The sequence below is a fragment of the Lysinibacillus sphaericus genome (assembly GCF_000600105.1).
GTDB classification, from domain to species: Bacteria; Bacillota; Bacilli; order Bacillales_A; family Planococcaceae; genus Lysinibacillus; species Lysinibacillus sphaericus.
Genome location: NZ_CP006837.1, coordinates 3,211,443 through 3,233,281 on the forward strand (window position 1 = coordinate 3,211,443; position 21,839 = coordinate 3,233,281).

The following is a 21,839-nucleotide window of genomic DNA, read 5'->3' on the forward strand; positions in this document are numbered from 1 at the left end:
CTACACCCCCACAAATTGAGGTGTGAAGTAAATAGACACCTCTAAATTAGATACAAATTCAGCAGCATCATAGCGAATCAGATTGTCTCCAACATCTACACTTAATTGAATATCGGAGTCATAAGAAAGATAATTGAAGTAATTTATTTGTTGGCCGTTACGTTCAAGGATTGCATATTCATCCCCACGTTTTGTATTAACAGTAACAACATCCCCACCTTTTAAGGTAGCTTCTATTTTTACAATTCTTCCTGTATCCACTACCTCGATGTACGGATTAACCACACTTCCAATAGCTTTAAATTGAATGCGTAAAGGGGATGCAGTATCACTATCATTGAATACATTAACCACGTTATTCGGTTCACGATAGCCCATTTCAATACCGTCTCCTTCCGCATCTATTTCAAGCTCAAATTCAAAGGCTGCCACCCACATAGCAATTTCATATTTTTGTTCTTCTGTGTACCACCAAGGATTGGGGCATAAAAACGAAATCATAAACTCTGGCCATATATGTTTACTGACGACAGGTGATTTTTCTACACGACAATCGATAAAGCGAGTGAAGTCACCGTTTGTGAACTCTAATGTAAACTTGTTTTTTGGATTAAAGAAACGAATTAACTTTTGCCGATTCATTTCTTTATCCTGTCGTCTCAACTGGCCCCCCACAACAATATTCCTTTCGCGAACACTGGAACCTTTAATGTTTGTGCCATCTTCGTTATAGTTTTTAACGTTATAAAATTCATTTTCTAACGAGTCAATACCATCTGCTGATTGCAAGAAAAAAGGACTCGTCACTGATATTTCTAATGACTGTCCCTTGTTATTGTGGAAGATTAATTTTTCATTAAAGCCAAATGATGTTCTCACATTTTCACCTCGTTATCAAATTTGTAATGCAATCTCTTTCCAACCGTTTTTGCTTAATCTAGCTGTTTCGTATGGATCAAGTGGCTTAGTACTATTCACTGTTAGGTTATAGTTATTTTCTGTATTGTGTGTTGTGGAAGACGATGTAGTTGCTCCTGGTCCCGATTTATAAGAACCATCTGTTACAGCTTTCGCTAATCGCTTAGTAGCTCCTGCAACCTTTCCAACCATATCATTGATACCCAATACAAGACCTTCACCAATATTCACACCATAACCACGCATAACACGTGATGGACTATGAATATCTAATGCTGTTGCAAATGCACTTGAAACAATAGCAGCAAGTGATTGTGCAGCATTAATTAGATCTGTTTGTTTAGACAGCATTCCATTAATTAAACCACTGACAGCATAAACACCGATATCAGGCATTTCACCCATTTCCGTTTTTACATTTCCTTTTAATGCAATCATACTGTTACGCCATTCATTTTGGTAAATACGTAACTGTTCAGAAGTTTTAATTTTCAACTCATTGATTTGTTTTTCTGTATTTTGTTTCAACTCTGTAAGCTCTGATTCAGTTTGCGTACGTGCTAGTTCATTCTTTGCCTTCCACAGTCCTGTGTACTCGGCTAATTGTTCCTCTGTCAAAGTATTTAATGCCGCTATCTCTGCACCAGCTTTAGGCCCCATTGCTTGTAATTCAGCGAGTAGCCCTTCGTTAATGCCCTTTGAAGCAAGACTCGCTATATTCTTCTGCCAATCTTCAAAAGCCGTAACTTGCGACTGTAAAGCAGCAATAAGAGTGGCACCGGTAACATCTCGTTTCTGAACCTCATCGAATAAACCAGCAAATGAATAGTAAGCATTTCTACGCTTTTCAAATTCGTCTTCATAAACCTTAGTTAATCGTTCTTCTTCTTTGATATAATCATCATTTAGTTTTTTTACGTTATCAACGTAAGTTTTATCAATGGACTCTTTTTCTTTATTGATACTTTCAGTAACTTTTTTATACATTTTTTGAACTTCAATTTTCTCTGCTGTGCCATCTTTAAACAGCTTTAATGACTGTTCTAAAATGTGTTGTTCAGTAGCCAATGAAAGTTCGTTTGATGAATCTTTGTCAGCAATGTATTGTTTAAGAACCTTCAATCGCTCACCAGACGCTTGTTCTTCTTTTTTGACCATATCAGACCAAGCTTTGTTGTTGACCTTTTTTAATTTTTCTTGCGTGTCTTGTTCAAGCTTTAAAAGTTTTGCATTCGCATTTTCTTTCAACTGTTGAATCTTGATATTGTCATTTGCTGTAGCACCTTTTTTCTTAGCGCTTATTGTGTTGTTTGCTTTTTTAAGATCTACACCTAATTTATTTTCAATTTCAAGTTTCTTTTTAGCTGCATCTTGTTGAATTTTAGTACGCTCTTTTTCAGCTTCATCCGCTATTTTAGTTACTTCAGCTTGGTTGGACTTTGTTGTATCAATTAGTAGTTGGCCAAGTTCTTTCATTGCACTTTCATTACGGGCTTGGGTTGATTCAATACCTACAGCTAGACCTTCGCCAGTCCATCTACCGACTTCCATCATGACACGAGATGGCGATTTAATCCCTAACTTATCTCTAGCCCATTTTGGTAATTTACTAGCTAATTCTTCAACTTTTTGTCTTACACCTTCAAACTTTTCACCAATCCCTTTAATTAAGCCATTTACAATATCTCTACCAATTTGAAGTAAATTGACTTCTTTAATTTTATTTTCTATCAAACTTTTTATTTCTTTCACTTTGGTTTCTAGAAGAGTCTTAGCTTCTTGAATACCATCAATTAGTCGTTTGATGATTTCACGACCTGTAGCTAATAATGCAACTCCTGCTACAGCTAAAGCCCCCAATGCAACATCAACAATAATTTCCCCTAACCTATCAAGTAATTCTGGTTTCTTTTCTGTAATACCATCAGATACCTTATCAATCATGTTCTTTCCCATGTTTTTTATTTCTGGCTTATCTGGTACTCCCTCAAACCATTCTTTAATTGCAGTCCACCATTCTTCAAGTTTGGTAGTGATCATTTCAGGAATTTCACTAAACCATGTTGATATTTTCGTCCACCAGTCTGATAACCATTTACTAATGTTAGTAGGCATATCTTCAAACCATTTTTTAAATGCTGTTCCCCACTCTTCTAGTTTTTTGGTTATTTCTTGGTATGTGTTAGTAAACCAATCAGTAATTGTTGTCCACCATTCACTTAACTTTTCTGCTATGGTTCCCGGTATTTCCTCGAACCATTTTTTAATGGCTGCCCCCCATTCTTCTAATTTGGTGGTAATTTTCCCTGGGATGTCAGTAAACCAATCTGAGATGGTCGTCCACCACTCATCGAATTGTCTTTTGTTTTCTTCGTTTTGTTCATCAGTCCATTTGAGTATTGCTACTCCCCATTCTCCTAGCTTAGCAAATATTTTTTCAGGGACACTAGTAAACCAATCAGAAATGGATGTCCACCATTCATCTAATTTAGTAGCTGTATTTTCAGGTAAGCTTGTAAACCAATTTGAAATGGCTGTACCCCATTCAATTAACTTTGATTCAATCACACTAGGTATCGATGTAAACCAATCAGTAATTGTTGTTTTAAGTTCTTCAAATTTTTCAGTAAACTGTTCTTGGATTTGGCTCATCATATACGACGCACTTGTTTTAACGCCATCGATCATACTTCCAATACCATCAATAAATCCTTGAATAATGTCTTTTCCTATTTGCACTAAATCAACATTTTGGAAATACTCCTTAACATTATCCATAATATTTATTGCGGTTTGTTGAATAGTTTCCCATGCACCTTTCCAATCACCCTGAATTAGTTTCATTACAGTTTGAATAACTCCAAGGATTACATCTAACGCATTACCCACTGTTAATTTCATCGTTTCCCAAGCGATTTTAAAAATACCTGTTACAACAGGCCAAACAGCTTCATATATCCCTTTGATAATCATCATTACTGCTTCAATGTTCGCTTTTATTTGTCCGAAATATAATTGAACTATTGCAGTAATTGTTTTACCGTTTTCTTCCCAAAACGCTTTGAATTGATCCATGATTTCTGTTGCGAATTTTACAGCATCATCAATGTAATTCTTTATCAAATTACTTACTGAAGAAAAAGCATTACTAGTTAGGTTCTTTATTTTTTCCCATGTATCTAAAACGCCTTCTCGGAACCAATCCACTTTTTTATAAGCTATAACTAACCCAGTTCCAATTGCTCCTATAGCTGCAACAGTTAATCCGATTGGTCCAGTTAGCGCGGTAAATACAGGTGCTAAAAATGATAGTTTAGCAGTCAGTAAAGCTACAATTCCGCCCGCCTCACCTATTGCTAATGCAAACGTTCCAACTGTAGAAACAATAGTCCCTATACTGGATATGAGTGTTCCAATCACAACAATTATTGGTCCTATAGCTGCGGCTATTCCAGCGATAATAACAATTAATTTTTGAGTGCCTTCACTAAGTGTTGCAAATTTTTCTATCCATGGTTGTATCACATCAAGTACGCTCATTACCATTGGTATCAAGATGTTACCTAAAGTGATTCCAATATCCACGATTTTATTTTTCAACATTGCCATTTGAGATGCCGTAGTAGCATATCGTTGTGAAGCTTCGTTTGATAATGCTGTATTTTCTTTCCATGCATCTGTGGACGTTGCTACCGCGGATGATAGTAAATCACTAGCTCCGGCCATACGCATCATTACATCTGATTCGTATATACCTTTGATGCCCATATCCTCTAGTACTACTGCAAGGTTTTCACCACGTGAAGAAATAGTGGCAAGACCCTTGATAACAGCATCTAAACCATTGATAGCACTTTCGTCATAAAGCTTCTTAAATTCACTACTAGACATTTGAGCGACTTCTGCCCACGTTCCTAAAGCTGCTCCACCATCCATTACGGCTGTTTGCATCTTTTTAAGCACAGTTGTCATCGCAGTACCACCCATTTCAGCTTGTATACCTAAACTGGACATAGTACCTGCTAACGCCATAATTTGCGCTTCTGACATACCTACTTGTTTACCTTGCGCTGCTAGACGCATTCCCATAGACATGATTTCTGCTTCGGTTGTAGCCATTGTGTTACCTAGTCCAACAATCGAAGAACCTAAACGATCAAAATTGTCTTGGCTCATACCTACGATATTGGCAAAACGAGCAAACTCTGTAGCTGCTTGTTCGCGTGTTAAGTTGGTGGATTCCCCTAAATCAATAATCGTCCGCGAGAAAGATAAAATTTTATCTTCTGCAATTCCTAATTGACCTGCTGATTCAGCCACTGCAGCAATATCTGATGCACTTGCGGGTAGTTCCTTCGCCATATCACGTATGCCTTGTTCAAGTTTTTTGAATCCTTCTTCGCTTGTATTAACAGTTTTACGAACACCTGCAAAAGCTGATTCAAAATCAACGGCCGCTTTAAATGCACCTGCACCTAATGCAGCAATAGGCGCAGTTACCTTCATCGATAAGTCTTTACCTAGTGAAGAAAGATTGCCCCCTATGGCTTGCATTTTGTTACCGACTTCTTGTAATTGTCGACCTGCTTGTGTCCATTGGGAAGATTGAACACGCAATTCTTCTGTTACCTCTCCGAGTTGTCGTTCCAATCGATTGTATTCAGCTTGTGCCTGGTTAACAGCGTTTGCTTGTCGTTCAATTGCAGCTTCTGACGCTGTTCCACTAGCTACTAATTCATCATAACGGCGACGTTGCTCCTGTAGCTTTATACTTGCCGCATCGAATTGACGAGTTAGAATGTTCTGCTTCTGGCCTAAACCTTCTACGGATCTACCATAAGCATCTCCTCTTTCCGATAAAGCCCTTAGTTCACTTCCCATTGCTGTCATTCTTCTATTCACTTGGGCAATTGAGCCGTTAAAATTAGCTGCATTTAGACTAAGACTGACTTCTAAAGAACCGATTTCCGCCATATATTCTCACCGCCTTCTTGGCAAAAAATAAAAATCACAACCACGAAATTTCGTCGGCTGTGACTTCTTCTATTTCTTCATATTCATCTGAAAGCTCAAACCAAAAATGGATGTCCATTTCATCGATTTCATGTAATTTATAGCCCTCTTTCAACAGGCTTCTATAAAACTGTTTAATACTCTGATATGGACTTCTTACTTTCCCTCATTATCTGTGGAGGGCTTAGTTTCTAATCCACCCATATTAAGTACGCTGTTAAATACTCGCATGATTTCATCTTGGAAATTACCAGTTTCTAGTCCGTCCCATAATTCATCCACAGTAAATTGATTGTCAAAGACATTAACTATAAAGCCCATCATTTCATCAAATGTTACTACTGAAATTTCATTACCTTCTTTGCGCATTTCTTCATTCATCTTTAGAGCATTTCGGAAAATACGTGCCTTGATAAAGTCGTTTGTAAAAGTTTTTTCTTCATTGTTAATTCGTAATGTGATTTGCATGTTTCATCCATCCTTTTCGTTAGTTACGTAATTTTATTTAAAAGAAAAGAAGCCCTCGAAAGGACTTCTGTATTAAGGAGTAGGAACGGTTGGTTCAGTAGGTTTTGCAACTGAAGCAAAGAATGTTTCTGCCGTAGCTGTTACCCCTTCATCGCGCGTATCAACTGTATGTTTGATATTCCCGTCAATTAACGGTAAAGCTTCACCACTAAATGGATATACTTTATAGTTTGTTTCGCCTTTTTTACGTGTTGCATTGGATTCTTCACCCGGCTTTAATTTTGCTTTGAAGAACCAAACCAATTTAGATCCTGATTCAAATCCGATAGCAATAGCATTAGGTGAATCATTTGAGTTGGTGATAATACCACCTTCTGCAGACATTTTATGTCCATACCAATCAACTAAAACTTTCGTTGGTAAATCAGCGGTTTCACCTGCAATTGTAATGGAATCCATTTGTGCTTCTTGGTCCACTACGCGATCCCCAGCATCTAAGGATGCCTCTGAAAAGTTAGGTGTTAGTGTTAATGAAATGGGCATCGTTAATGTTTTAACGTCACCCCATGTTTCAGTTTGTTCATTTGTCATTAAAGCATAGTGGATTCTTTTTAAACTAATTTTTTGCGGTTTTTCATTTACCGTTGTCGCTGCCATTTACATGACCTCCTATTGTTTTAATATTCATCAAAAAAGACGAATCGCAACACTTTGTTAAAGTGCGAATCGCCTTCTTGTTTTGGTGCATCGTATTCAAATGTTCGTTCATAACCTGCTGATTCCATTAATCTTTTAATGCCCTCCACAAGTTGATAGTAGTTTGTTTTCGACCAAACGTTTACTTGAATAAGTCGCTTTATTTCAAACTCTACATCCGCTGCTTCAAGGGCTGGATTTGCATTAACTTCTAAGAACGTAATATATTGATTAGGAATTTTCGAGCCTGTTGGAACGCTGTTAAAAATGACTGGCAAATTTAAAGACGTAAGTGTATTCGGAATATGTTCAACAATATCAATCATAATCTCAACGCCTTTCTAATTTCATCAGCCATAGCATTTATTGCTGTTTCCTTACTTCTTTCAAGGCCACGAGTGAAGAATGGATTCGGTGCTGTAGCACCCCATGTTACTAATTGATGATTGCCGTTTTTAAGAGCGTATTTACTACCTGCGGAACGCCCGAACTCAACTAAATGCGAATGATAAGCTCCTCCAGTGTGAACCTTAGCTTCTCCATCTCTTGCACGTTTAGCTTTTATGTTCTTCTTTAATGTTCCGTCATCTACAGGTACTTCCTCAATAACAGCTTCTTTGACAATTTTAGCAGCCTTATTAAGCGCTCTATTTTCGTCTTCCTCTTCTAGTGGCAAATTCATTAAGTTCTGTAGTGTTGCTTCCATCCCATTAAGTTCTAAGCGCACTTACAACACCTCCGTAACAATGATTGTGAGCCATTGGTTACGTTCGTCATCATTCACTAACGATTCAATTTCATAAAACTTGCCTGCTATTTCAACCCGCATTTCTTCATGAATATCGTTTCGATAGCGAATACCCACAATCCGTTTACCTTGCCATTGTGTAGCGTCTGAATTAAAAACTTTGTAACCTTTTTGCGATTTTACTTCTGCCCATAATTTTTTATACGGTGTCCAATCTTGACTCGGCCAACCATTTACGATTTGCCCTGGTGGGTTAAAGAATGTAACACGTTTATTTAATCGAGCAGCATTATTGTTGTACTGATAATTCATTAGGATTCACCCACTTCAACTGCAGAATCATCGACTGTAAACCATAAGGAATGGGCTGTTGTGCCGTTTTAATTGTGGATGGCGTAATTGCTATACGATTCTCATAAAAGTGTGTAGCGAGCGTCATAATGGCTAATCGATGCTGTGCAAATACGTCTTTGCCCTCCACACTCAAATAGTAGTCAACTGGTTGCTTAACCCCTGCATTTTCAAGGTAAGATTGTGCTGATTGAATAAAAGTAGAAAGGGAACGATTTTCATCATCCCCATCAATTCGTAAATATTCTTTTAGTTCATCAAGTAATTGCATTAAGCATCACTCTTTTCATCTGTGGAAGGCTCTTTAGGTGCTTGCTTTGCAGTAGCCTTTTTAGGCTCTTCTACAGCTTTTAAGAATGCTACCCCATATTCTTCATGGATTTCTGTTAAAGACTCAGCACGTGCCTTGACGAGCTTTTCACCATCGGCTGGATAAGGTTTCCCTACTTCATAAACATGGCCATCATGGTATTTTTCTTGAAATCGATTAATTACTTCATACTGCATTTAATTCACCTTCTTTCGTTAAAATAAAAACCCCTATTCCTTTTATTAAGGAGTAGGAGTTACTTTCGCGATACGGAATGCAGACTTTAATTTAATACGGTGGTCAAACCATGCTGTTAAAACGAAAGCATTTACGCCTGTCTTAACATCTTTATCTGTTTCGTAAAGTACATTTAAATCGTAGTTTAAGTGTGCGTATGAGAAGTCACCAACAATTGGTTTTGTTGCAGCGTCCACAAACACGACTGGCTTACCTAAAATTTGCTCTGGTTGTGCAGCGTATAATGTTGCATTACCATTTGCTAATGTTTCAATAATTTCCGAGTAATCAGCAAAAGTCATAACGATTTTTGCATTTTCTCGATAATCTTCATGTAAATCAGCGATAGCAGCTTTAATAGCTTTATAAAGATTTGCACCTTCTACTTCTTTGATTGCATTTTGCGTTGAATAGAAGCTCATGTGCTCTTCACCAGCTTTTGGTGTTGCTGCAAACTGTACTTTCTTTTCTTTTGCAGCTAAACCAGAACGTAATGAATTTTCAACATGTGAAACTAAGTTTGTATGTGTCCCTGCAAGAACAGTTTCAGAAACCCCTGCAAATACTTTGGATTTAAAGCGACCAAATGTCACTGTTGAACCTTCTAGCTTTAATTCCTTAGCTGTCTCAGTATCTGCGATGAAATTGTCGTCATCAATTGTGTACGCCAGTTTAGGGATTTCAAGGTTGACAATGTTAGTAACCGTAATCAACTCACGCATTGGATTTTTAACCATTGGTTCAGTAATGATTTCTTGTGCAACTGTTTTAGGTAAGAATTTTTCACCACCAGTTGCTGGATTTGTGTTATCACCCAATGCAGCATAAATTTCATGTTCAACTGGCTGATTACGCACCGTAGAGCGTACTAAAGAGGCAAACGCCTCTGTGCGTTTTTGTTTCGGATCATCAATCTGTGCTAATGAATTTTGAGCAAACTTCGCCTTTTGTTCTGCCTCTATTTGGTCATGCTGTGCCTTGATTACATCAAAACGTGCTTGCATATCGGCTTTTTGTTCTTGTAAGCCTTTAATTTCCTCACGTGTTGCTTGTGGATCAATAGCTTTCGCTGTTAAATCTGTATCAATTTTCGCTACTTGTTGACCAATAGTAGCCATGTTTTGTTTTAATTCGTATAATGTTGGCATTTATATGCCCTCCTTTAGATTAAATTTAGTGAATGTAAATAAGTAAGATTCGCCTTAGAATCTGCAATAATGTTTTGTCTTTCTTCTTCAGTAAGAGCTTCTTCACTTGGCTTTACCAATGCTTTTGGAAGGTTTTTAAATTGTTTTGTCTGCTCATTTGATAAACAAGCAACAGCCCTATTCGCACCTTCTACAACGTCACACAAACCAATATCGTAAGCTTGTTGAGCTGACAACCACGTTTCTTCATCCATCATTCGTTGTATTTCTTCTTGCGAAGTCTTACCATCGATTTTTGACATATAAGTTTCAATTTGCATGCCATTAATTCGATCTAAATCATCCGCTACTTTGCGTAATTCACTAGCATTACCGAAAGCCCCTGTCATTGCATTATGAATCATCAACATTGCATTCGAGGGCATTCGTACTTCATCACAGCAAGCCACAATATCACTCGCAATAGATGCTGCTAACGCGTCAACATGAGCGATTGTACGTGCCTTATGCCGTTTCAGCATGTTTCCAATGGCGATTCCCTCAAACACTGAACCCCCCGGACTATTTACGTATATATGCAGTTCACTGACGTCACCAACAGCATCTAGTTTTTCTTTGAAAACCACTGATGACATTTCGCCATATTCTTCCCATGCCCATGGAGTAATTTCTCCCAAAATAAAAACATCCGCTGACTTACCATCAACCGATGCTTTAACATCAAAAAATGTTTTCTTTTTACTCATTCTCATTTCCACCTCCTTCCACAGTTGAAGCAGTAGCAGTGGACTTCCGCAATGCAGGATCCATTTCTTGTGGATATAAGTCTCCAGAAATCCAAAGTACATTCGCCTTACCACCCATAGGTGCTAAATCTTCAAGCATCCGTACCTCATCTGGCTTCATTGCGCCACTACGTAACATAGCTTGATAGAAATTTGTACGCGCTGCAGTATCTCCTCGTAAAAGGCCACCAAGGTTGAATTTAAAATACATACCTTGCTTTCGGTCTGCTTTCGTAAGTAACTTTCGATTAAATTCATGTTCGTATTGTCTTACGATAGGCAACAATGTCATGTTTACGAATTGAATCATTAATTGCTCATTGGACGCCATTGTTCCGCCTTCTACATCATTTAAGAAGGACACAGGCACATTAAAAACATTGGCTACCCTTGAGCGCGTTATCCGCTCTGATGCCAATGTATCTGATGCAAAATATTGTTTTTTGATTGGATCAATTTCAACACCTGGTTCTTTAAATAGAATACCCCCATTTTCAGAGTAAAACCTTCTAAAGTCACCAATAATTCGATTCCTTTTTTCTTCATCAACATTTGATGCATAGCTCAATGTAAAAGATTCTTTTTTCTCCATTTCCGAAAGCGAAAACTCTTGGACTGCCTTGTCGTATTTAATGGTATTGGCTAATACTTTTAATGGCGATAACCCCCGTATGCGCGCAGGCCCTCGAATATGCTTAACATGTACCATGTCTGTATTTGCTACAAATATCGTCCCTCGCTCTCCTTGGACTTGGTACCACAACAGACCATCATCTTTGTTTATAAATTCAGTAACACATGATGGGTCCAGGGGAACAATTTCATTTGGTCGCATGCGTATATCACGCAAAATAATCGCGTAACCATTCCCTGTTTCATTTCTACTTACTTCTAAAGCATTTAATAAATCAAAGCTACTCATATTTTGGTTTGGTTCATTTATGAGTACATCTGAAATATCGTTTTGTATCACATCATAATTTTGATGTAATTTAATAGGTAATGCCGAAATGGTATTAGCAAGGCGACTAATAACACTAAATATGGTTTCATTTGTTGCTAATTGGCTGTTATCGATACCCCAAAAGGTTCGTCCAAACCAATTGGAGAAATCCCATGTGGAACCCTTCCAACCTGTAGTAGCCCCCGCATATGCCATATAGGCAGAAGTTTTAATTCGTTGCCATAGTTTCAATTTTTTCACCTCCCCCTTATAAATCATGAATTGAAATAAAGCTGATATTGCCTTCTCCACTTTCGAATGTTGCGTATCTAGCTTGAACAAAAGCAGTTATAATGGCTGCTACCGGGTCAATTCTTTCTCTAGATTTTGATTTTGAAAGTTTAATACTTTCATTGGCTGCCATTTCAGCAATTGCATTACCGACTGCCCATGATAATACCTTATCGCCTACATGGGTAATTTTCTTTTGATGATCATTATTTTGATAAACATAATCTCGAAATTCTTTTGTTGGCTCTGATAATGTAGGGAAACCTTGACGAACTTCAACAATTGTTAGCCCATAGTTAGCCATGTTTTGAGCAAACTGCGTGGCACCGTATGGATCGTAGCAAAATAGAATTACATTCAATTCATTGTTATTGATAAAATCCATTATCCATTGCTCTACGAAACTATAATCTACTACTGCACCTGGTGTAACATCCATCCAACATTCTTCTATCCACACATCGTATGGCACTTTATCTTTCGCTCTACGCTCTGTAAGTGCTTCTTCAGGCATAAATGAATGTTGTCCAACATGAAAGCCATAGTCAGTAGGGAAAACATATCCTACTGAAGTTAAGTCAATCTTCTTCGATAAGTCGACCCCTATATAAACATCACGGCCATTCATCTCAAAAGATTCTATTTCCCCAGCTTTCCACTTATTCGCGGGTATGTAGCCCCCTTCTTTCATATCCACCCATACATTCATTGTTTTTGTTAAAAAGGATCGCATCTTTTCCGGAACATCCAAAGCTGTTTTTAAATCAGAACGAATAGAAGCAAGTCCTTCTTCATATGTAGCTACAATAGGATTTGCCTTTATCCAATTACTCTCGTCCTTTATGTCATCCCCTGGATCTAATTCGCAAATGATGCCAAAGTAATCATCATTCTCTGTATCATCATAAGGATTTAAAATTCGAGATACATACTCGTACTCAACAAAGCACGGCCGACTTAAATCAAATCCCGCTGTGGTAATAACAAACATTAGTGGCTCTTTACGAGCAACCATCCCTGATAACAATACATCGTAAATTTCAGACGTTAGATGATTATGATATTCGTCCACAATGCCTACTGACGGGTTTTTACCATCACCTGTTTTACGAGTCTCACGGGATAACGGAACAATGACAGAACCGTTGTTAAAGACTTCAATTTTCCCGTATGCTTCTTTCCATCTTCCGTCCAAAAGTTCACTTGAATTAATTCCGTCACGAACTGCAATATATACCTCATCCGATTGGTCTTTTTGCCATCCAGCAATATACATACGTTGTTTTTCATTGCCTAGGAATGCAATGTATGAACCGACAATTGCTAAGAACTGTGATTTCGCATTTTTACGTGCGAGTTGTATATAAACCTTACGGAAACGACGAGCACCATTTCTCTTCTTTTTAAAACAAAAGATATTTACAGATATGAAGAGTTGGAAATCATTTAACTCAACCTTTTGACCAGCCAATACACCTTCAACATGTTCAAACTCATTTGCCCACCAATAGAAATCCTCGGCCACTTCTTCATCAAAATAAAAGGGACTGTCATCACTTTGACAATCCTCATAGTCTTTTAAGAAGCGTTGAATGGCCCATTTATGTTTAATACTAGCTTTAATTTTTCCACTCAGAATATCATCACAATAATTAAATACTCGTTCTAAAACCCAATTCATAACCTATCACCAAACCGCTTCTGCGCCTCGCTTTTGCCTTCCACAGTTGAAGGGGAAGGGATAACCAATTTCAAGCGAGATGTAATAGTAAGACCAAGATCAGCAGCTGCAGAACGACATTCGTTAAACAATGTATTTTTGGTACGCTGTAGTTTTGGGTAATCCTCATTTGCAATCACTATTTTCTTACCGTTTTCCTGCTCGATTGTTTCAGTTGGTTTTATTTTTCGTATATCTTTCACCAGCTGTAAATACTGATGTTTTGAGTCCAAGTATCTTGCTAATGAATCAATATCAAGCTCACTGAATATTTCAAGGGCAACCAGCTTTTCAGCAATATCAGCAAACTCTTTCTTTTGCGCTGCTGTTAAATACGACGGAATTTCAATGTTTTCTGTAGGCCCACGCATCTTTTCTTCATGATTTTGACGCTTTTTTATCTCATCCTTTGTTAAATGTTTTGAACGCCCATTTCCTAGAATCACTTGCAACGGCTGCTTATTTCGACCTGCCATACTATCACCTCACTTTCATATTTCGTTAGATTTCCGAAAAAATATTTTAAAAACGGGTTTTTCTGCACGCTTTTTTGGCATCCGGTGTAAGTTGTTTGTGATTTTCACACAATTCAAGAGGGGGGCTATCCCTCTTTTCTCTCCGAACCTGTCTTCTTGTTGTGGCATGACTGACAAAGTAGTTGTAAGTTATCTTCATCTAATCTTTTATTCCAGTTTTGTTTGATTGGAATGATGTGGTCGACAATAGTTCCGACTGTTATTCGTTTTTGATTTAGACATTCAATACACAATCCGTTATCACGAATCCGAATTAAATCCCGCGCTCGTTTCCACGCAGATGAATGGTAGAATTGTTTGCTTTGATCGCTTCGGTGATACTTATCGTAATAACGATTGTTTTCTGCTTTGGCTGTCTTATGTTGGTCACAGTAGCCATCTCGAGTTAGCTGTCCACAAGCAGGCTTGTTACATGGTCGTAAAGGTTTACTGTTCATGTGTTGTCATCTCTTGCTTGATGATGTCCATGCGGTTCTTGATGTCTGCCTTTAGCTTGGACTCCTCATGCTTCAACTGCTCTAGCTTGTCGCCATCAGCCCACTTCATCTTGCGGTGTAGCTCTCGCATCTTTGATTGAAGCTTGCGTATTGATTCGTCAGTATAAAAACAGACATACTCACGTCCACAGTTAGGACAGGTGAAGTATGTCTTCTCAATTGAGTTATGAAGTTTGTCTACTTTGAAGTGTTGCACATAGAACTTGTGACCGCATGACTTGTTGCACTTAGCAAAGATTGGTTCCATCGTTCAGCCCTCCCGTATTTTGTTTGTTGATACAGTGCGAATACATTCTGAATCTTTATCGAAATACTTCACTGTAAAATTATGTTGTCCTGATGATTTGCAATCTTTAGTTTCATAATTGTATTGAAGGTCAATGATGGCATCAATATCTTTACCATTCAATTTAATCTTCGGTGGTTTGTTGGCTGAACTCATCTCAATGGTAATTTCGTTTGCCATTAAGTTCGTAAACAATGTCTTAAATTCTTTATATCTACGTTCTAGCGCTTGAATCGTTTCTCGATTAAGTTGATACTCTTCTTGCAACAATTTAATTTCCAAATCATATCCACCGAAATAATGAAATGCCCCTTCTTCGAGTTTTACTTGGCACTCCTCGATTCGTGTTTTTATTAACTCATTTCGTGCTTTTAATTTTTCGACTGTAAAGTCTTCTGGTTTGATGTAAAACATACAATCATCCCTCCACAATTAAATGCTTTTCATACATTCTTTTAGCTTTTAATAATCGTTCTCTTTTCTTGCTATGCTTGGTATATTTAAGAGCTGTACAGATATCGTCATACCGTTTCTTAATGATTGGTGAACTGAATGTAATATTTATCTGAGAATATAATTCTCGTTTCTCAAATTGTTTAATGTATCCACAGTTCAGTGTTTCTTTTCTTTTAAATACTTGGGCTATTTCGGTAATTCCTTTAACGAACCTTCCTACAATTGCTTTACCACATGATTCAAACAACTCTTTATTGTTCATTTCCTCACCCTCCACAATTCATAGTTATAGCTTTGGTACATCATGTACCAGACCTTCACAAAGCATAATAAAAAGCCACACCATATTAGATGTGACTTCTTATATATATTTCTAATAATCAAGTAAACCTAAATCATAAGCTTCTGCCCATGCTTCGTTATGTTCTCTTTCTTCTTCTTTAGTAAATTCAAATCTAGCCTCAGCGATATAAATATTATAAGATTTTATATGTCTATTAAAGAAAATATCCACTGCATTATAACAAAACTTTAATTCTGTAATTAGTTTAGTAAGTTCTTCTTCATTTAGTTTCAAATTAGAATGCATTAGTTTATTTCTAGTAGTATTTAGATTTAAAATAGCATGATTCATATTGACATCTATTTCTATATCGCATAAATACTCTAGACGTCTTAACGCTTCTTTTAATGAAACGGTCTGTAGATTCGGATTTGCTTCAAAGATATCTTTTTTATTTTCTTTTTTCATTTTTACTTTTGCATTTTGATACTTGTCAATATCGCTAAACATTAAAAACGAATTTTTCTCTTCCAACATCACTTTCAATAAAATTTCAATACCATGATTCAAGAAAATTACAGCGTCTTTTAATGTGTGGTCAACCCCTTTAACAAGTTCATCTATTTTTTCAATACATTCATGCGCTTTTTTTATTGAGTCTGTACCATTTTCGACTAAAGAAAATCCTATAATTTCTAGTTCTCTTGCTTTTCCAAAAGGTATTCCCATATTTTATTCCCCTTCCTAATTATCTAAATGATAATGTAAATGGAATGGATTGTCATTATAAAAAGAGACTACCAAATTTAGCAGTCTCTCATTCTCTAGTGTTGACGACTCCGCAATCGTCTTATTAAGTTAAATGCTTGTTATTAGCAACACACGTACAAGCGAACGTGTTTATTATTGTAGATAATATTTTTTAACGCATTTCCGTGCGCTTTTTGATACTCCTATAATATCTCGATTAATCAATAGGTTCTATAATTTAATTACAACTTAACATTACATTAAGTTAGGTTTGGGATAGTATAATCATTCTATTCAGTAACTTAACATTCTGTACATGCAATGTATCCAGGATACTTATGTGTTCGATTTTGGATTACCCAATCAAATGTAACTTGATAACAGTCTCCAAAATCAGTTTGCCCTACATAGTCCACGCCAGCCATATTGGCTTCGTCATCTGTAATGTCAGTTGCTTCCCAATACATCGTATCTGTCAGTGGAACTTCTCCCCAATCATTAAAAGCTTCTTTTAAATCATCCATAGGAACTCCAGATTGTTCATGATAAAAAGCTAGGGCTTCGTCCTTTGAATAGTGAGCTATCCATTGATAATCGTCCATGCGGAACACTTTCATATTCATTATTTTAAAAGCATCGTTCAGTGCATTTTGCTTTTCCTCAACTGTAAACTCATTAATGTTAGCCATTTCCATTCTCCTTTTCTATTAATTATTTTCTTTCAATCATCCATTTACACTCTCAGCATATTTATACTTAACCATCTTCATAATCTGTGCATGCTTGTTGTAAATATAATTCGGACTTTTATCTAACTCATCAGCAATGGAAATGAGCGTTTTGCCTTCCACATGATGCTTGTACAGTATCTGATTATCCAACCCTCTGAATGAGCTAATCAGATTTTTCATTTCTTCTAAATCATTCATTTTATGCGCTAATTCTTGTTCAGCGGCTTCAATAATTTCCTCTAATTGAGCACCATGGCTTTCCGAAGTTAATTTTACTTTTGTTAAATCACCATGTACCCAGCGCTTCAATTCCTTCTTATTACGTTCTAAATTAAATTCGATGCCTGCAATTTCATCCTCTAATTTTTGATAGTTTTTTAACCACTCGTAATGCATGTGCAGCACCTACCTTGTTTGTTTATTTCATTAATCAAGCTTTACTAATCGTCTTCCTTTTCTATCACTAGTACGCTTTTTATAAGTTGGTGACATGTAAAAAAAAATTGTCCTTTCACCAACTTTAAATTGTTCTGCTAACTCCTTAATAGTTCCAACTGATAGTAGTTCATCACCTTTGTACAATGCGTATTCAGTTGCCATGGAATCACCACTTTCCTCTATAAATTTATTTCATAAACACTACCCAATGTGTCTTACTGCGTTTATCCCCGAATAACGGTTTGTGGCCAAAGCAGTCCAAAACCTCTCGTAAAGAAATTTGGTCTTCGTTCCATTTGAATATCAATGTGCCATTTGGTTTTAGTACACGCATACATTCATCAAAACCTTGCATCAAATCCATTCTCCAAGAAGCTTCATTCAATTTGCCGTATTTTTTAACTAGCCACGAATTATCTCCAGCACGTACTAAGTGCGGCGGATCAAATACCACCATGTGAAAACTGTCATCTTCAAACGGCATGTTACGGAAATCAGCGACAATATCTGGTTTCACAACTAATCGGCGACCATCACACAATGTAGCTTCTTCTTCACGAATATCCATGTATAACGCATCCTCATTTTGCTTATCGAACCAAAACATCCTGCTGCCGCAACAGGCATCTAAGACTCGTTGCATTCCACTCACCCTTTCTACTGCACCGTATCCACGCGCTTTTTACTATCCTCAACATTGAATTTATCTGGATAACGCATTTTCAATTTATCAATGTTCATTTCGCAAATTTGTTCTAGTGATGAATCGTAAAATCCAGCTAATGCAATCAAATTTTTAATTAACATTTTTAATGCTAAAACAACCTTACTTGAATTTAATTCATGTCTATGGAACACGAATTTTTTCACTTGTTCTGAAATCTCACCGGATAGGATGATGATTTTGTCTATTATGCTTTCTCTTGTGCCTTCCACAGTATAATTAGCAAGTGGTTCGTATATTTCTCCTAGGAAGGTTAAAAGTCCAAATGCGTAATGCGATACATCACCAATTTCCTTTAGAATTGCTTCACGATCATTAGCAGCACTCAATACCTCGACACACTCACCAATCAAGCCTAAAGCATAATTAGTTATGCCATGTTCTTTATGAATATGGTTTTTCGGTACACCTTGAAATGGCATTGTTCGTTTTGATAACTCTTGAAATTTATTTAGATTCATTGTTTAACACTCTCCAATTTTTTATTTCTGAAATTTACTAGAAAATCAACCTTATGCGTCATTTCTAATAACTCGGATTTGAATAGCTGAACGATTAAATCATTTTCTTTGATGCCAGAATCAATCAATTTTTTTATTATGCAATTGTAATAAACCATCATATCCATAGCTTCTTCAATAGCATGGTCAATCCATTCAACTAATGAGTAATCATTAATATCTACTGTTTTTCTGTACTTAGCTAAACCTTTTGCAGTTTGATTTATAAGTACTTCTTTCGCTCTCTCCGATTGCAATAATTCACCAAGTTCTCGTAACACTGGATTAGCTAAAATTTCATCTTCAATTGACATTTATACGGCTCCTCTCTTTAGTCTAGTTGGTGGGTTTTTAATATTATTTTTCGTTTTCCAATTAGATAAAGTAGGTGGAGAAACCCCTATTTTCTTGGCAATATCCTTGTCTAGCATATTTTTAGATTTATAGTACAAATATTCTTTGACAGTCAGGTTTGCTTTGTTTTCAAAAGTTAATTGTTCATCATCTGATTGAAATAAATAATACTCTTCAAGAACTTTGTTATTTCGTTTACCTAACAACCGATTAAGTTTCTTCCCATGCTGTTCAACCTTCTTGCAATGAACACACGTTGTCTTTTTCGAGTTATTGTTATTACATTTGCAAAGCACCAATAATTTATCAATTTCTCGCAATACTTCTTTACGTTTATTGAGTAAATCTGCATCCATGTATATTACACACCCCTCTCTCAATCCAGCCCTCGTTTAAATACTGCTGAATCTCTTCGAAATCGTAAGTTATGATTATGCTTACTTCTTAAATCCTCCTGCAATCTGACTAGGCTTCAACATAATTACACGTTTCGGATACCCGAATTTTTCTTTTACTTCATCCTTAGTCATATCGTGTTCAGATCTACAATGAACTTTTGTAATTACTTGACCAATGTGATTACAGCCTTCTACTGGACATCTCAAAAGCTCGTTGCCCTTTGAACTCCAAGTTGAATTTACAGTCATTTTCCCACCTCATTTGCTGTTTTTGGGTATAAAAAAGAGAGCCCCAATAATTAGAGCCCTCTATTCAATTGTTTATTCTGTCAATTGCTGGTTGACTTCATCTATGTTCATTTGGTTATCAGGGATAGAATTGTCTTCCTCATCTTCCTTAGATTCGTAAAATTCATCGATGGACATTTGAGATGGTTGGATTTCTAATTTAACGTTGTTCCCAGCGTATTTATAAAGCTCATAAACCTTTTTGGAATCACGTTTTACATTAAATTTAAGTACCGTTTTCTTATCATCACGTTGAATCGATACAAACTCTGCTCCTACGCCATCTTGATCTTGAACTTTTAAAATAGCAATCGTACCTGGTAGTTTAAGAAGTTCGTCAGCATGCGGTAGTTCATCACTTAGAACATGGAACATTAAGACCTCTTTTTTGTCATCCTTTTGCATCTTTTTGAATAAAACGTTTAGTTGAATGTTTGTCATTTGAATTTCTCCTTTATTAGCCCAATTTTTGTTTTTTGCGTTCTGCTCTTGCTTTTTTTAAAGCATCTAATTCAATCCAGCCACCATCAATTTTTGAGAAAGTTAATAACTTTAATTTAAATGGATAACGGTACTCAAATAGCTTTTTCTTAAGCTTGAAATCAGCTGTTTCAAATCCTTTAATATCAATGACTTCAATTCGATTGTCAGGATAATGCACTTCGAAATCTGCCTTGTATTTGATAGGCAACACTTTTTTTCCGTCCTTTGTGTAACCCTCAAATACGATGTACTCCTTCTGCATTAAGAACTCGCTAATAATACCCTGTTGCTCTAATTGCTTTAAATAGCCGTAATAACTTGCTTCAATCTTGCTATCAAATGTAATACCGTCTACCGTGACTTTCTTGTTGTTATATTTGCTTCTAGTTTTAGTTATCATTTAGCACCTCGACTATTTTGCTTTTAGGAAAATCTCATAATCATCTATTTCAGATTTCCCTTCATACACATGGTTAGCTAGATATGTGTCTCTATATCCAAGAAATGTGCTCGCTCTACTCATACTCCTAAAATAAATAGGTTCATGAGTTTCTTTGTGGACTAAAATCACCTTTTTTGCAGTTTTAATTAGTCCTGTATCAAAAGCATGATTATTATTTTCTTTGTGATTGCACCATTCAAGGTTAGTAACGTCATTATTTAACCTATTACCATCGATATGATTGATATAGTCCTTACCCTCAACTTCAGGAATGAATGTTTTTGCAATCAAACGATGTACCAGCCATGTTTTTTCTTTTTTATCTTTATAAAGAGATACTCGACAACTTTTGTCTTTACCTACTTTTTGTTTTAGTACTCTACCTTTCCAAACCCTACGCCCGTGTTTAACGGAATGCGTGACCTTTTCATCTTTCGAACGAATTTGTCCTGTATTACTAGCTTCATAGATACCTTCGTAGCCTGGTATGTCTCGCCATTCCATTTCTTCTCACATCCTTTCTTTTCTTTTAATCAAAAGGGAGGTCATCCTCCGAAACTCCAACCGGCCCTCTACTATTTGCAAATGGATCTTCATCTACCCTTGTATAATTCAGCTGTGTGTTTTGAGGCTGTTTATAGCCCTCTGAAACGTTTTGAGGACTTCCCCCTCTATTTGTATCAGAACTTACGTTCGAGCCGTTCTGCGCGCCATCTGAGCCTTTATTTGACTCTAAGAATTGAATACTATCGGCAACAACGTCAGTAGTGTATACTCGCTTACCATCTTGCCCTTCATAGCTTCCTGTTTGAATCCGACCTTCAACACCAATTAAATTCCCTTTTCGTTGAAAGTTTGCTAGATTCTCGGCTTGCTTTCTCCAAGCTACACATGAGATAAAGTCTGCCTGTTGTTCACCTTCATTTTTAAATGGTCGATTGACAGCCACTCGGAACTTACATGAGGCAATTCCGTTCGGTGTATACCGTAACTCTGGATCAGCTACTAGCCTGCCGACCAATACAACTCGGTTAATCATGTTCTA

The 21,839-nt window shown here is 36.8% G+C and carries 31 protein-coding genes; all 31 read right to left on the reverse strand.

The genetic code is table 11. The features are described from left to right. The 31 genes from T479_RS15475 to ssb all read right to left on the reverse strand — a co-directional run bounded on the left by T479_RS15475 (position 1) and on the right by ssb (position 21,833). Positions 1-879 carry a phage tail domain-containing protein gene (locus T479_RS15475; RefSeq protein ID WP_025220133.1) on the reverse strand — a complete coding sequence of 293 codons (879 nt, stop codon included), beginning with the start codon at positions 877-879 and terminating at the stop codon, positions 1-3. Positions 880-894: 15 nt separating this feature from the next. Continuing rightward, the gene (locus T479_RS22930) at positions 895-5,892 is read right to left on the reverse strand and encodes a phage tail tape measure protein (protein ID WP_025220134.1); all 4,998 of its coding nucleotides are present in this window, start codon (positions 5,890-5,892) and stop codon (positions 895-897) included. Positions 5,893-6,087: 195 nt separating this feature from the next. Then, positions 6,088-6,399, reverse strand: a complete 312-nt coding sequence (gpG, locus tag T479_RS15485; protein ID WP_025220135.1) for a phage tail assembly chaperone G — start codon at positions 6,397-6,399, stop codon at positions 6,088-6,090. Positions 6,400-6,471: 72 nt separating this feature from the next. Beyond that, on the reverse strand, positions 6,472-7,056 hold the full coding sequence (locus T479_RS15490) for a major tail protein (RefSeq protein WP_025220136.1): 585 nt from the start codon (positions 7,054-7,056) through the stop codon (positions 6,472-6,474). Positions 7,057-7,076: 20 nt separating this feature from the next. After that, complete coding sequence (locus tag T479_RS15495; RefSeq protein ID WP_052599513.1) at positions 7,077-7,421, reverse strand: hypothetical protein; 345 nt, start codon at positions 7,419-7,421, stop codon at positions 7,077-7,079. After that, positions 7,418-7,822: an HK97-gp10 family putative phage morphogenesis protein gene (locus tag T479_RS15500; RefSeq protein WP_025220138.1), complete on the reverse strand. Its 405-nt coding sequence runs from the start codon at positions 7,820-7,822 to the stop codon at positions 7,418-7,420. Before T479_RS15500 ends, T479_RS15495 begins: the two co-directional genes overlap by 4 nt. Beyond that, positions 7,823-8,155 carry a phage head closure protein gene (locus T479_RS22935; RefSeq protein ID WP_025220139.1) on the reverse strand — a complete coding sequence of 111 codons (333 nt, stop codon included), beginning with the start codon at positions 8,153-8,155 and terminating at the stop codon, positions 7,823-7,825. Further along, positions 8,133-8,465: a head-tail connector protein gene (locus tag T479_RS22940; RefSeq protein WP_025220140.1), complete on the reverse strand. Its 333-nt coding sequence runs from the start codon at positions 8,463-8,465 to the stop codon at positions 8,133-8,135. Before T479_RS22940 ends, T479_RS22935 begins: the two co-directional genes overlap by 23 nt. Next, on the reverse strand, positions 8,465-8,701 hold the full coding sequence (locus T479_RS15515; protein ID WP_025220141.1) for a hypothetical protein: 237 nt from the start codon (positions 8,699-8,701) through the stop codon (positions 8,465-8,467). Before T479_RS15515 ends, T479_RS22940 begins: the two co-directional genes overlap by 1 nt. Before the next feature lie 45 nt (positions 8,702-8,746). Further along, positions 8,747-9,889, reverse strand: a complete 1,143-nt coding sequence (locus tag T479_RS15520) for a phage major capsid protein (protein WP_025220142.1) — start codon at positions 9,887-9,889, stop codon at positions 8,747-8,749. A gap of 14 nt (positions 9,890-9,903) precedes the next feature. Next, on the reverse strand, positions 9,904-10,635 hold the full coding sequence (locus tag T479_RS15525) for a head maturation protease, ClpP-related (protein WP_052599515.1): 732 nt from the start codon (positions 10,633-10,635) through the stop codon (positions 9,904-9,906). Then, the gene (locus T479_RS15530; protein ID WP_025220144.1) at positions 10,628-11,869 is read right to left on the reverse strand and encodes a phage portal protein; all 1,242 of its coding nucleotides are present in this window, start codon (positions 11,867-11,869) and stop codon (positions 10,628-10,630) included. Before T479_RS15530 ends, T479_RS15525 begins: the two co-directional genes overlap by 8 nt. A gap of 16 nt (positions 11,870-11,885) precedes the next feature. Next, the gene (locus T479_RS15535) at positions 11,886-13,589 is read right to left on the reverse strand and encodes a terminase large subunit (RefSeq protein ID WP_025220145.1); all 1,704 of its coding nucleotides are present in this window, start codon (positions 13,587-13,589) and stop codon (positions 11,886-11,888) included. After that, entirely contained in the window at positions 13,586-14,104 is a 519-nt protein-coding gene (locus T479_RS15540) for a phage terminase small subunit P27 family (protein ID WP_025220146.1), read from the reverse strand. The genes T479_RS15535 and T479_RS15540 overlap by 4 nt, the downstream gene beginning before the upstream one ends. Positions 14,105-14,229: 125 nt before the next feature. Next, on the reverse strand, positions 14,230-14,601 hold the full coding sequence (locus T479_RS15545; protein WP_025220147.1) for an HNH endonuclease: 372 nt from the start codon (positions 14,599-14,601) through the stop codon (positions 14,230-14,232). After that, entirely contained in the window at positions 14,591-14,908 is a 318-nt protein-coding gene (locus T479_RS15550) for a hypothetical protein (protein WP_025220148.1), read from the reverse strand. Before T479_RS15550 ends, T479_RS15545 begins: the two co-directional genes overlap by 11 nt. Before the next feature lie 3 nt (positions 14,909-14,911). Then, a complete protein-coding gene (locus T479_RS15555; protein WP_025220149.1) occupies positions 14,912-15,361 on the reverse strand; it encodes a hypothetical protein in 450 nt (149 codons plus the stop codon). Between the two features lie 4 nt (positions 15,362-15,365). Then, a complete protein-coding gene (locus T479_RS15560) occupies positions 15,366-15,665 on the reverse strand; it encodes a hypothetical protein (protein WP_025220150.1) in 300 nt (99 codons plus the stop codon). Between the two features lie 111 nt (positions 15,666-15,776). After that, on the reverse strand, positions 15,777-16,415 hold the full coding sequence (locus tag T479_RS15565) for a hypothetical protein (RefSeq protein WP_025220151.1): 639 nt from the start codon (positions 16,413-16,415) through the stop codon (positions 15,777-15,779). Between the two features lie 323 nt (positions 16,416-16,738). Then, on the reverse strand, positions 16,739-17,125 hold the full coding sequence (locus T479_RS15570; RefSeq protein ID WP_025220152.1) for a hypothetical protein: 387 nt from the start codon (positions 17,123-17,125) through the stop codon (positions 16,739-16,741). 36 nt (positions 17,126-17,161) lie between these two features. Beyond that, entirely contained in the window at positions 17,162-17,563 is a 402-nt protein-coding gene (locus T479_RS15575; protein ID WP_038509846.1) for a hypothetical protein, read from the reverse strand. 30 nt (positions 17,564-17,593) lie between these two features. Further along, complete coding sequence (locus T479_RS23950; RefSeq protein WP_167331269.1) at positions 17,594-17,767, reverse strand: hypothetical protein; 174 nt, start codon at positions 17,765-17,767, stop codon at positions 17,594-17,596. A 25-nt stretch (positions 17,768-17,792) separates the two neighbouring features. After that, positions 17,793-18,248, reverse strand: coding sequence for a class I SAM-dependent methyltransferase (locus T479_RS15580; RefSeq protein ID WP_025220154.1), 456 nt, complete (start codon positions 18,246-18,248; stop codon positions 17,793-17,795). Between the two features lie 14 nt (positions 18,249-18,262). After that, complete coding sequence (locus tag T479_RS22945; protein WP_025220155.1) at positions 18,263-18,790, reverse strand: nucleoside triphosphate pyrophosphohydrolase family protein; 528 nt, start codon at positions 18,788-18,790, stop codon at positions 18,263-18,265. Further along, a complete protein-coding gene (locus T479_RS22950; RefSeq protein WP_025220156.1) occupies positions 18,787-19,143 on the reverse strand; it encodes a hypothetical protein in 357 nt (118 codons plus the stop codon). The genes T479_RS22945 and T479_RS22950 overlap by 4 nt, the downstream gene beginning before the upstream one ends. Continuing rightward, entirely contained in the window at positions 19,144-19,539 is a 396-nt protein-coding gene (locus T479_RS15595) for a hypothetical protein (protein ID WP_025220157.1), read from the reverse strand. It abuts the gene before it with no gap. A gap of 81 nt (positions 19,540-19,620) precedes the next feature. After that, positions 19,621-19,830 carry a hypothetical protein gene (locus T479_RS15600; protein ID WP_025220158.1) on the reverse strand — a complete coding sequence of 70 codons (210 nt, stop codon included), beginning with the start codon at positions 19,828-19,830 and terminating at the stop codon, positions 19,621-19,623. Positions 19,831-19,902: 72 nt separating this feature from the next. After that, positions 19,903-20,310: a hypothetical protein gene (locus T479_RS15605; protein WP_025220159.1), complete on the reverse strand. Its 408-nt coding sequence runs from the start codon at positions 20,308-20,310 to the stop codon at positions 19,903-19,905. A 16-nt stretch (positions 20,311-20,326) separates the two neighbouring features. Next, positions 20,327-20,752, reverse strand: coding sequence for a DUF1064 domain-containing protein (locus tag T479_RS15610; RefSeq protein WP_025220160.1), 426 nt, complete (start codon positions 20,750-20,752; stop codon positions 20,327-20,329). A gap of 12 nt (positions 20,753-20,764) precedes the next feature. Next, the gene (locus T479_RS15615) at positions 20,765-21,298 is read right to left on the reverse strand and encodes an NUMOD4 domain-containing protein (RefSeq protein WP_025220161.1); all 534 of its coding nucleotides are present in this window, start codon (positions 21,296-21,298) and stop codon (positions 20,765-20,767) included. A gap of 25 nt (positions 21,299-21,323) precedes the next feature. After that, positions 21,324-21,833, reverse strand: coding sequence for a single-stranded DNA-binding protein (ssb, locus tag T479_RS15620; protein ID WP_025220162.1), 510 nt, complete (start codon positions 21,831-21,833; stop codon positions 21,324-21,326). Between the last annotated feature and the right edge of the window lie 6 nt (positions 21,834-21,839).

Bases quoted from the DNA above. Each gene is read 5' to 3' on its own strand.
- T479_RS22930 (WP_025220134.1), bottom strand. From the start codon at position 5,892: ATGGCGGAAATCGGTTCTTTAGAAGTCAGTCTTAGTCTAAATGCAGCT.
- gpG (WP_025220135.1), bottom strand. From the start codon at position 6,399: ATGCAAATCACATTACGAATTAACAATGAAGAAAAAACTTTTACAAAC.
- T479_RS15490 (WP_025220136.1), bottom strand. From the start codon at position 7,056: ATGGCAGCGACAACGGTAAATGAAAAACCGCAAAAAATTAGTTTAAAA.
- T479_RS15495 (WP_052599513.1), bottom strand. From the start codon at position 7,421: ATGATTGATATTGTTGAACATATTCCGAATACACTTACGTCTTTAAAT.
- T479_RS22935 (WP_025220139.1), bottom strand. From the start codon at position 8,155: ATGAATTATCAGTACAACAATAATGCTGCTCGATTAAATAAACGTGTT.
- T479_RS22940 (WP_025220140.1), bottom strand. From the start codon at position 8,465: ATGCAATTACTTGATGAACTAAAAGAATATTTACGAATTGATGGGGAT.
- T479_RS15515 (WP_025220141.1), bottom strand. From the start codon at position 8,701: ATGCAGTATGAAGTAATTAATCGATTTCAAGAAAAATACCATGATGGC.
- T479_RS15520 (WP_025220142.1), bottom strand. From the start codon at position 9,889: ATGCCAACATTATACGAATTAAAACAAAACATGGCTACTATTGGTCAA.
- T479_RS15525 (WP_052599515.1), bottom strand. From the start codon at position 10,635: ATGAGTAAAAAGAAAACATTTTTTGATGTTAAAGCATCGGTTGATGGT.
- T479_RS15535 (WP_025220145.1), bottom strand. From the start codon at position 13,589: ATGAATTGGGTTTTAGAACGAGTATTTAATTATTGTGATGATATTCTG.
- T479_RS15540 (WP_025220146.1), bottom strand. From the start codon at position 14,104: ATGGCAGGTCGAAATAAGCAGCCGTTGCAAGTGATTCTAGGAAATGGG.
- T479_RS15545 (WP_025220147.1), bottom strand. From the start codon at position 14,601: ATGAACAGTAAACCTTTACGACCATGTAACAAGCCTGCTTGTGGACAG.
- T479_RS15550 (WP_025220148.1), bottom strand. From the start codon at position 14,908: ATGGAACCAATCTTTGCTAAGTGCAACAAGTCATGCGGTCACAAGTTC.
- T479_RS15555 (WP_025220149.1), bottom strand. From the start codon at position 15,361: ATGTTTTACATCAAACCAGAAGACTTTACAGTCGAAAAATTAAAAGCA.
- T479_RS15560 (WP_025220150.1), bottom strand. From the start codon at position 15,665: ATGAACAATAAAGAGTTGTTTGAATCATGTGGTAAAGCAATTGTAGGA.
- T479_RS15565 (WP_025220151.1), bottom strand. From the start codon at position 16,415: ATGGGAATACCTTTTGGAAAAGCAAGAGAACTAGAAATTATAGGATTT.
- T479_RS15570 (WP_025220152.1), bottom strand. From the start codon at position 17,125: ATGGCTAACATTAATGAGTTTACAGTTGAGGAAAAGCAAAATGCACTG.
- T479_RS15575 (WP_038509846.1), bottom strand. From the start codon at position 17,563: ATGCATTACGAGTGGTTAAAAAACTATCAAAAATTAGAGGATGAAATT.
- T479_RS23950 (WP_167331269.1), bottom strand. From the start codon at position 17,767: ATGGCAACTGAATACGCATTGTACAAAGGTGATGAACTACTATCAGTT.
- T479_RS15580 (WP_025220154.1), bottom strand. From the start codon at position 18,248: ATGCAACGAGTCTTAGATGCCTGTTGCGGCAGCAGGATGTTTTGGTTC.
- T479_RS22945 (WP_025220155.1), bottom strand. From the start codon at position 18,790: ATGAATCTAAATAAATTTCAAGAGTTATCAAAACGAACAATGCCATTT.
- T479_RS22950 (WP_025220156.1), bottom strand. From the start codon at position 19,143: ATGTCAATTGAAGATGAAATTTTAGCTAATCCAGTGTTACGAGAACTT.
- T479_RS15595 (WP_025220157.1), bottom strand. From the start codon at position 19,539: ATGGATGCAGATTTACTCAATAAACGTAAAGAAGTATTGCGAGAAATT.
- T479_RS15600 (WP_025220158.1), bottom strand. From the start codon at position 19,830: ATGACTGTAAATTCAACTTGGAGTTCAAAGGGCAACGAGCTTTTGAGA.
- T479_RS15605 (WP_025220159.1), bottom strand. From the start codon at position 20,310: ATGACAAACATTCAACTAAACGTTTTATTCAAAAAGATGCAAAAGGAT.
- T479_RS15610 (WP_025220160.1), bottom strand. From the start codon at position 20,752: ATGATAACTAAAACTAGAAGCAAATATAACAACAAGAAAGTCACGGTA.
- T479_RS15615 (WP_025220161.1), bottom strand. From the start codon at position 21,298: ATGGAATGGCGAGACATACCAGGCTACGAAGGTATCTATGAAGCTAGT.
- ssb (WP_025220162.1), bottom strand. From the start codon at position 21,833: ATGATTAACCGAGTTGTATTGGTCGGCAGGCTAGTAGCTGATCCAGAG.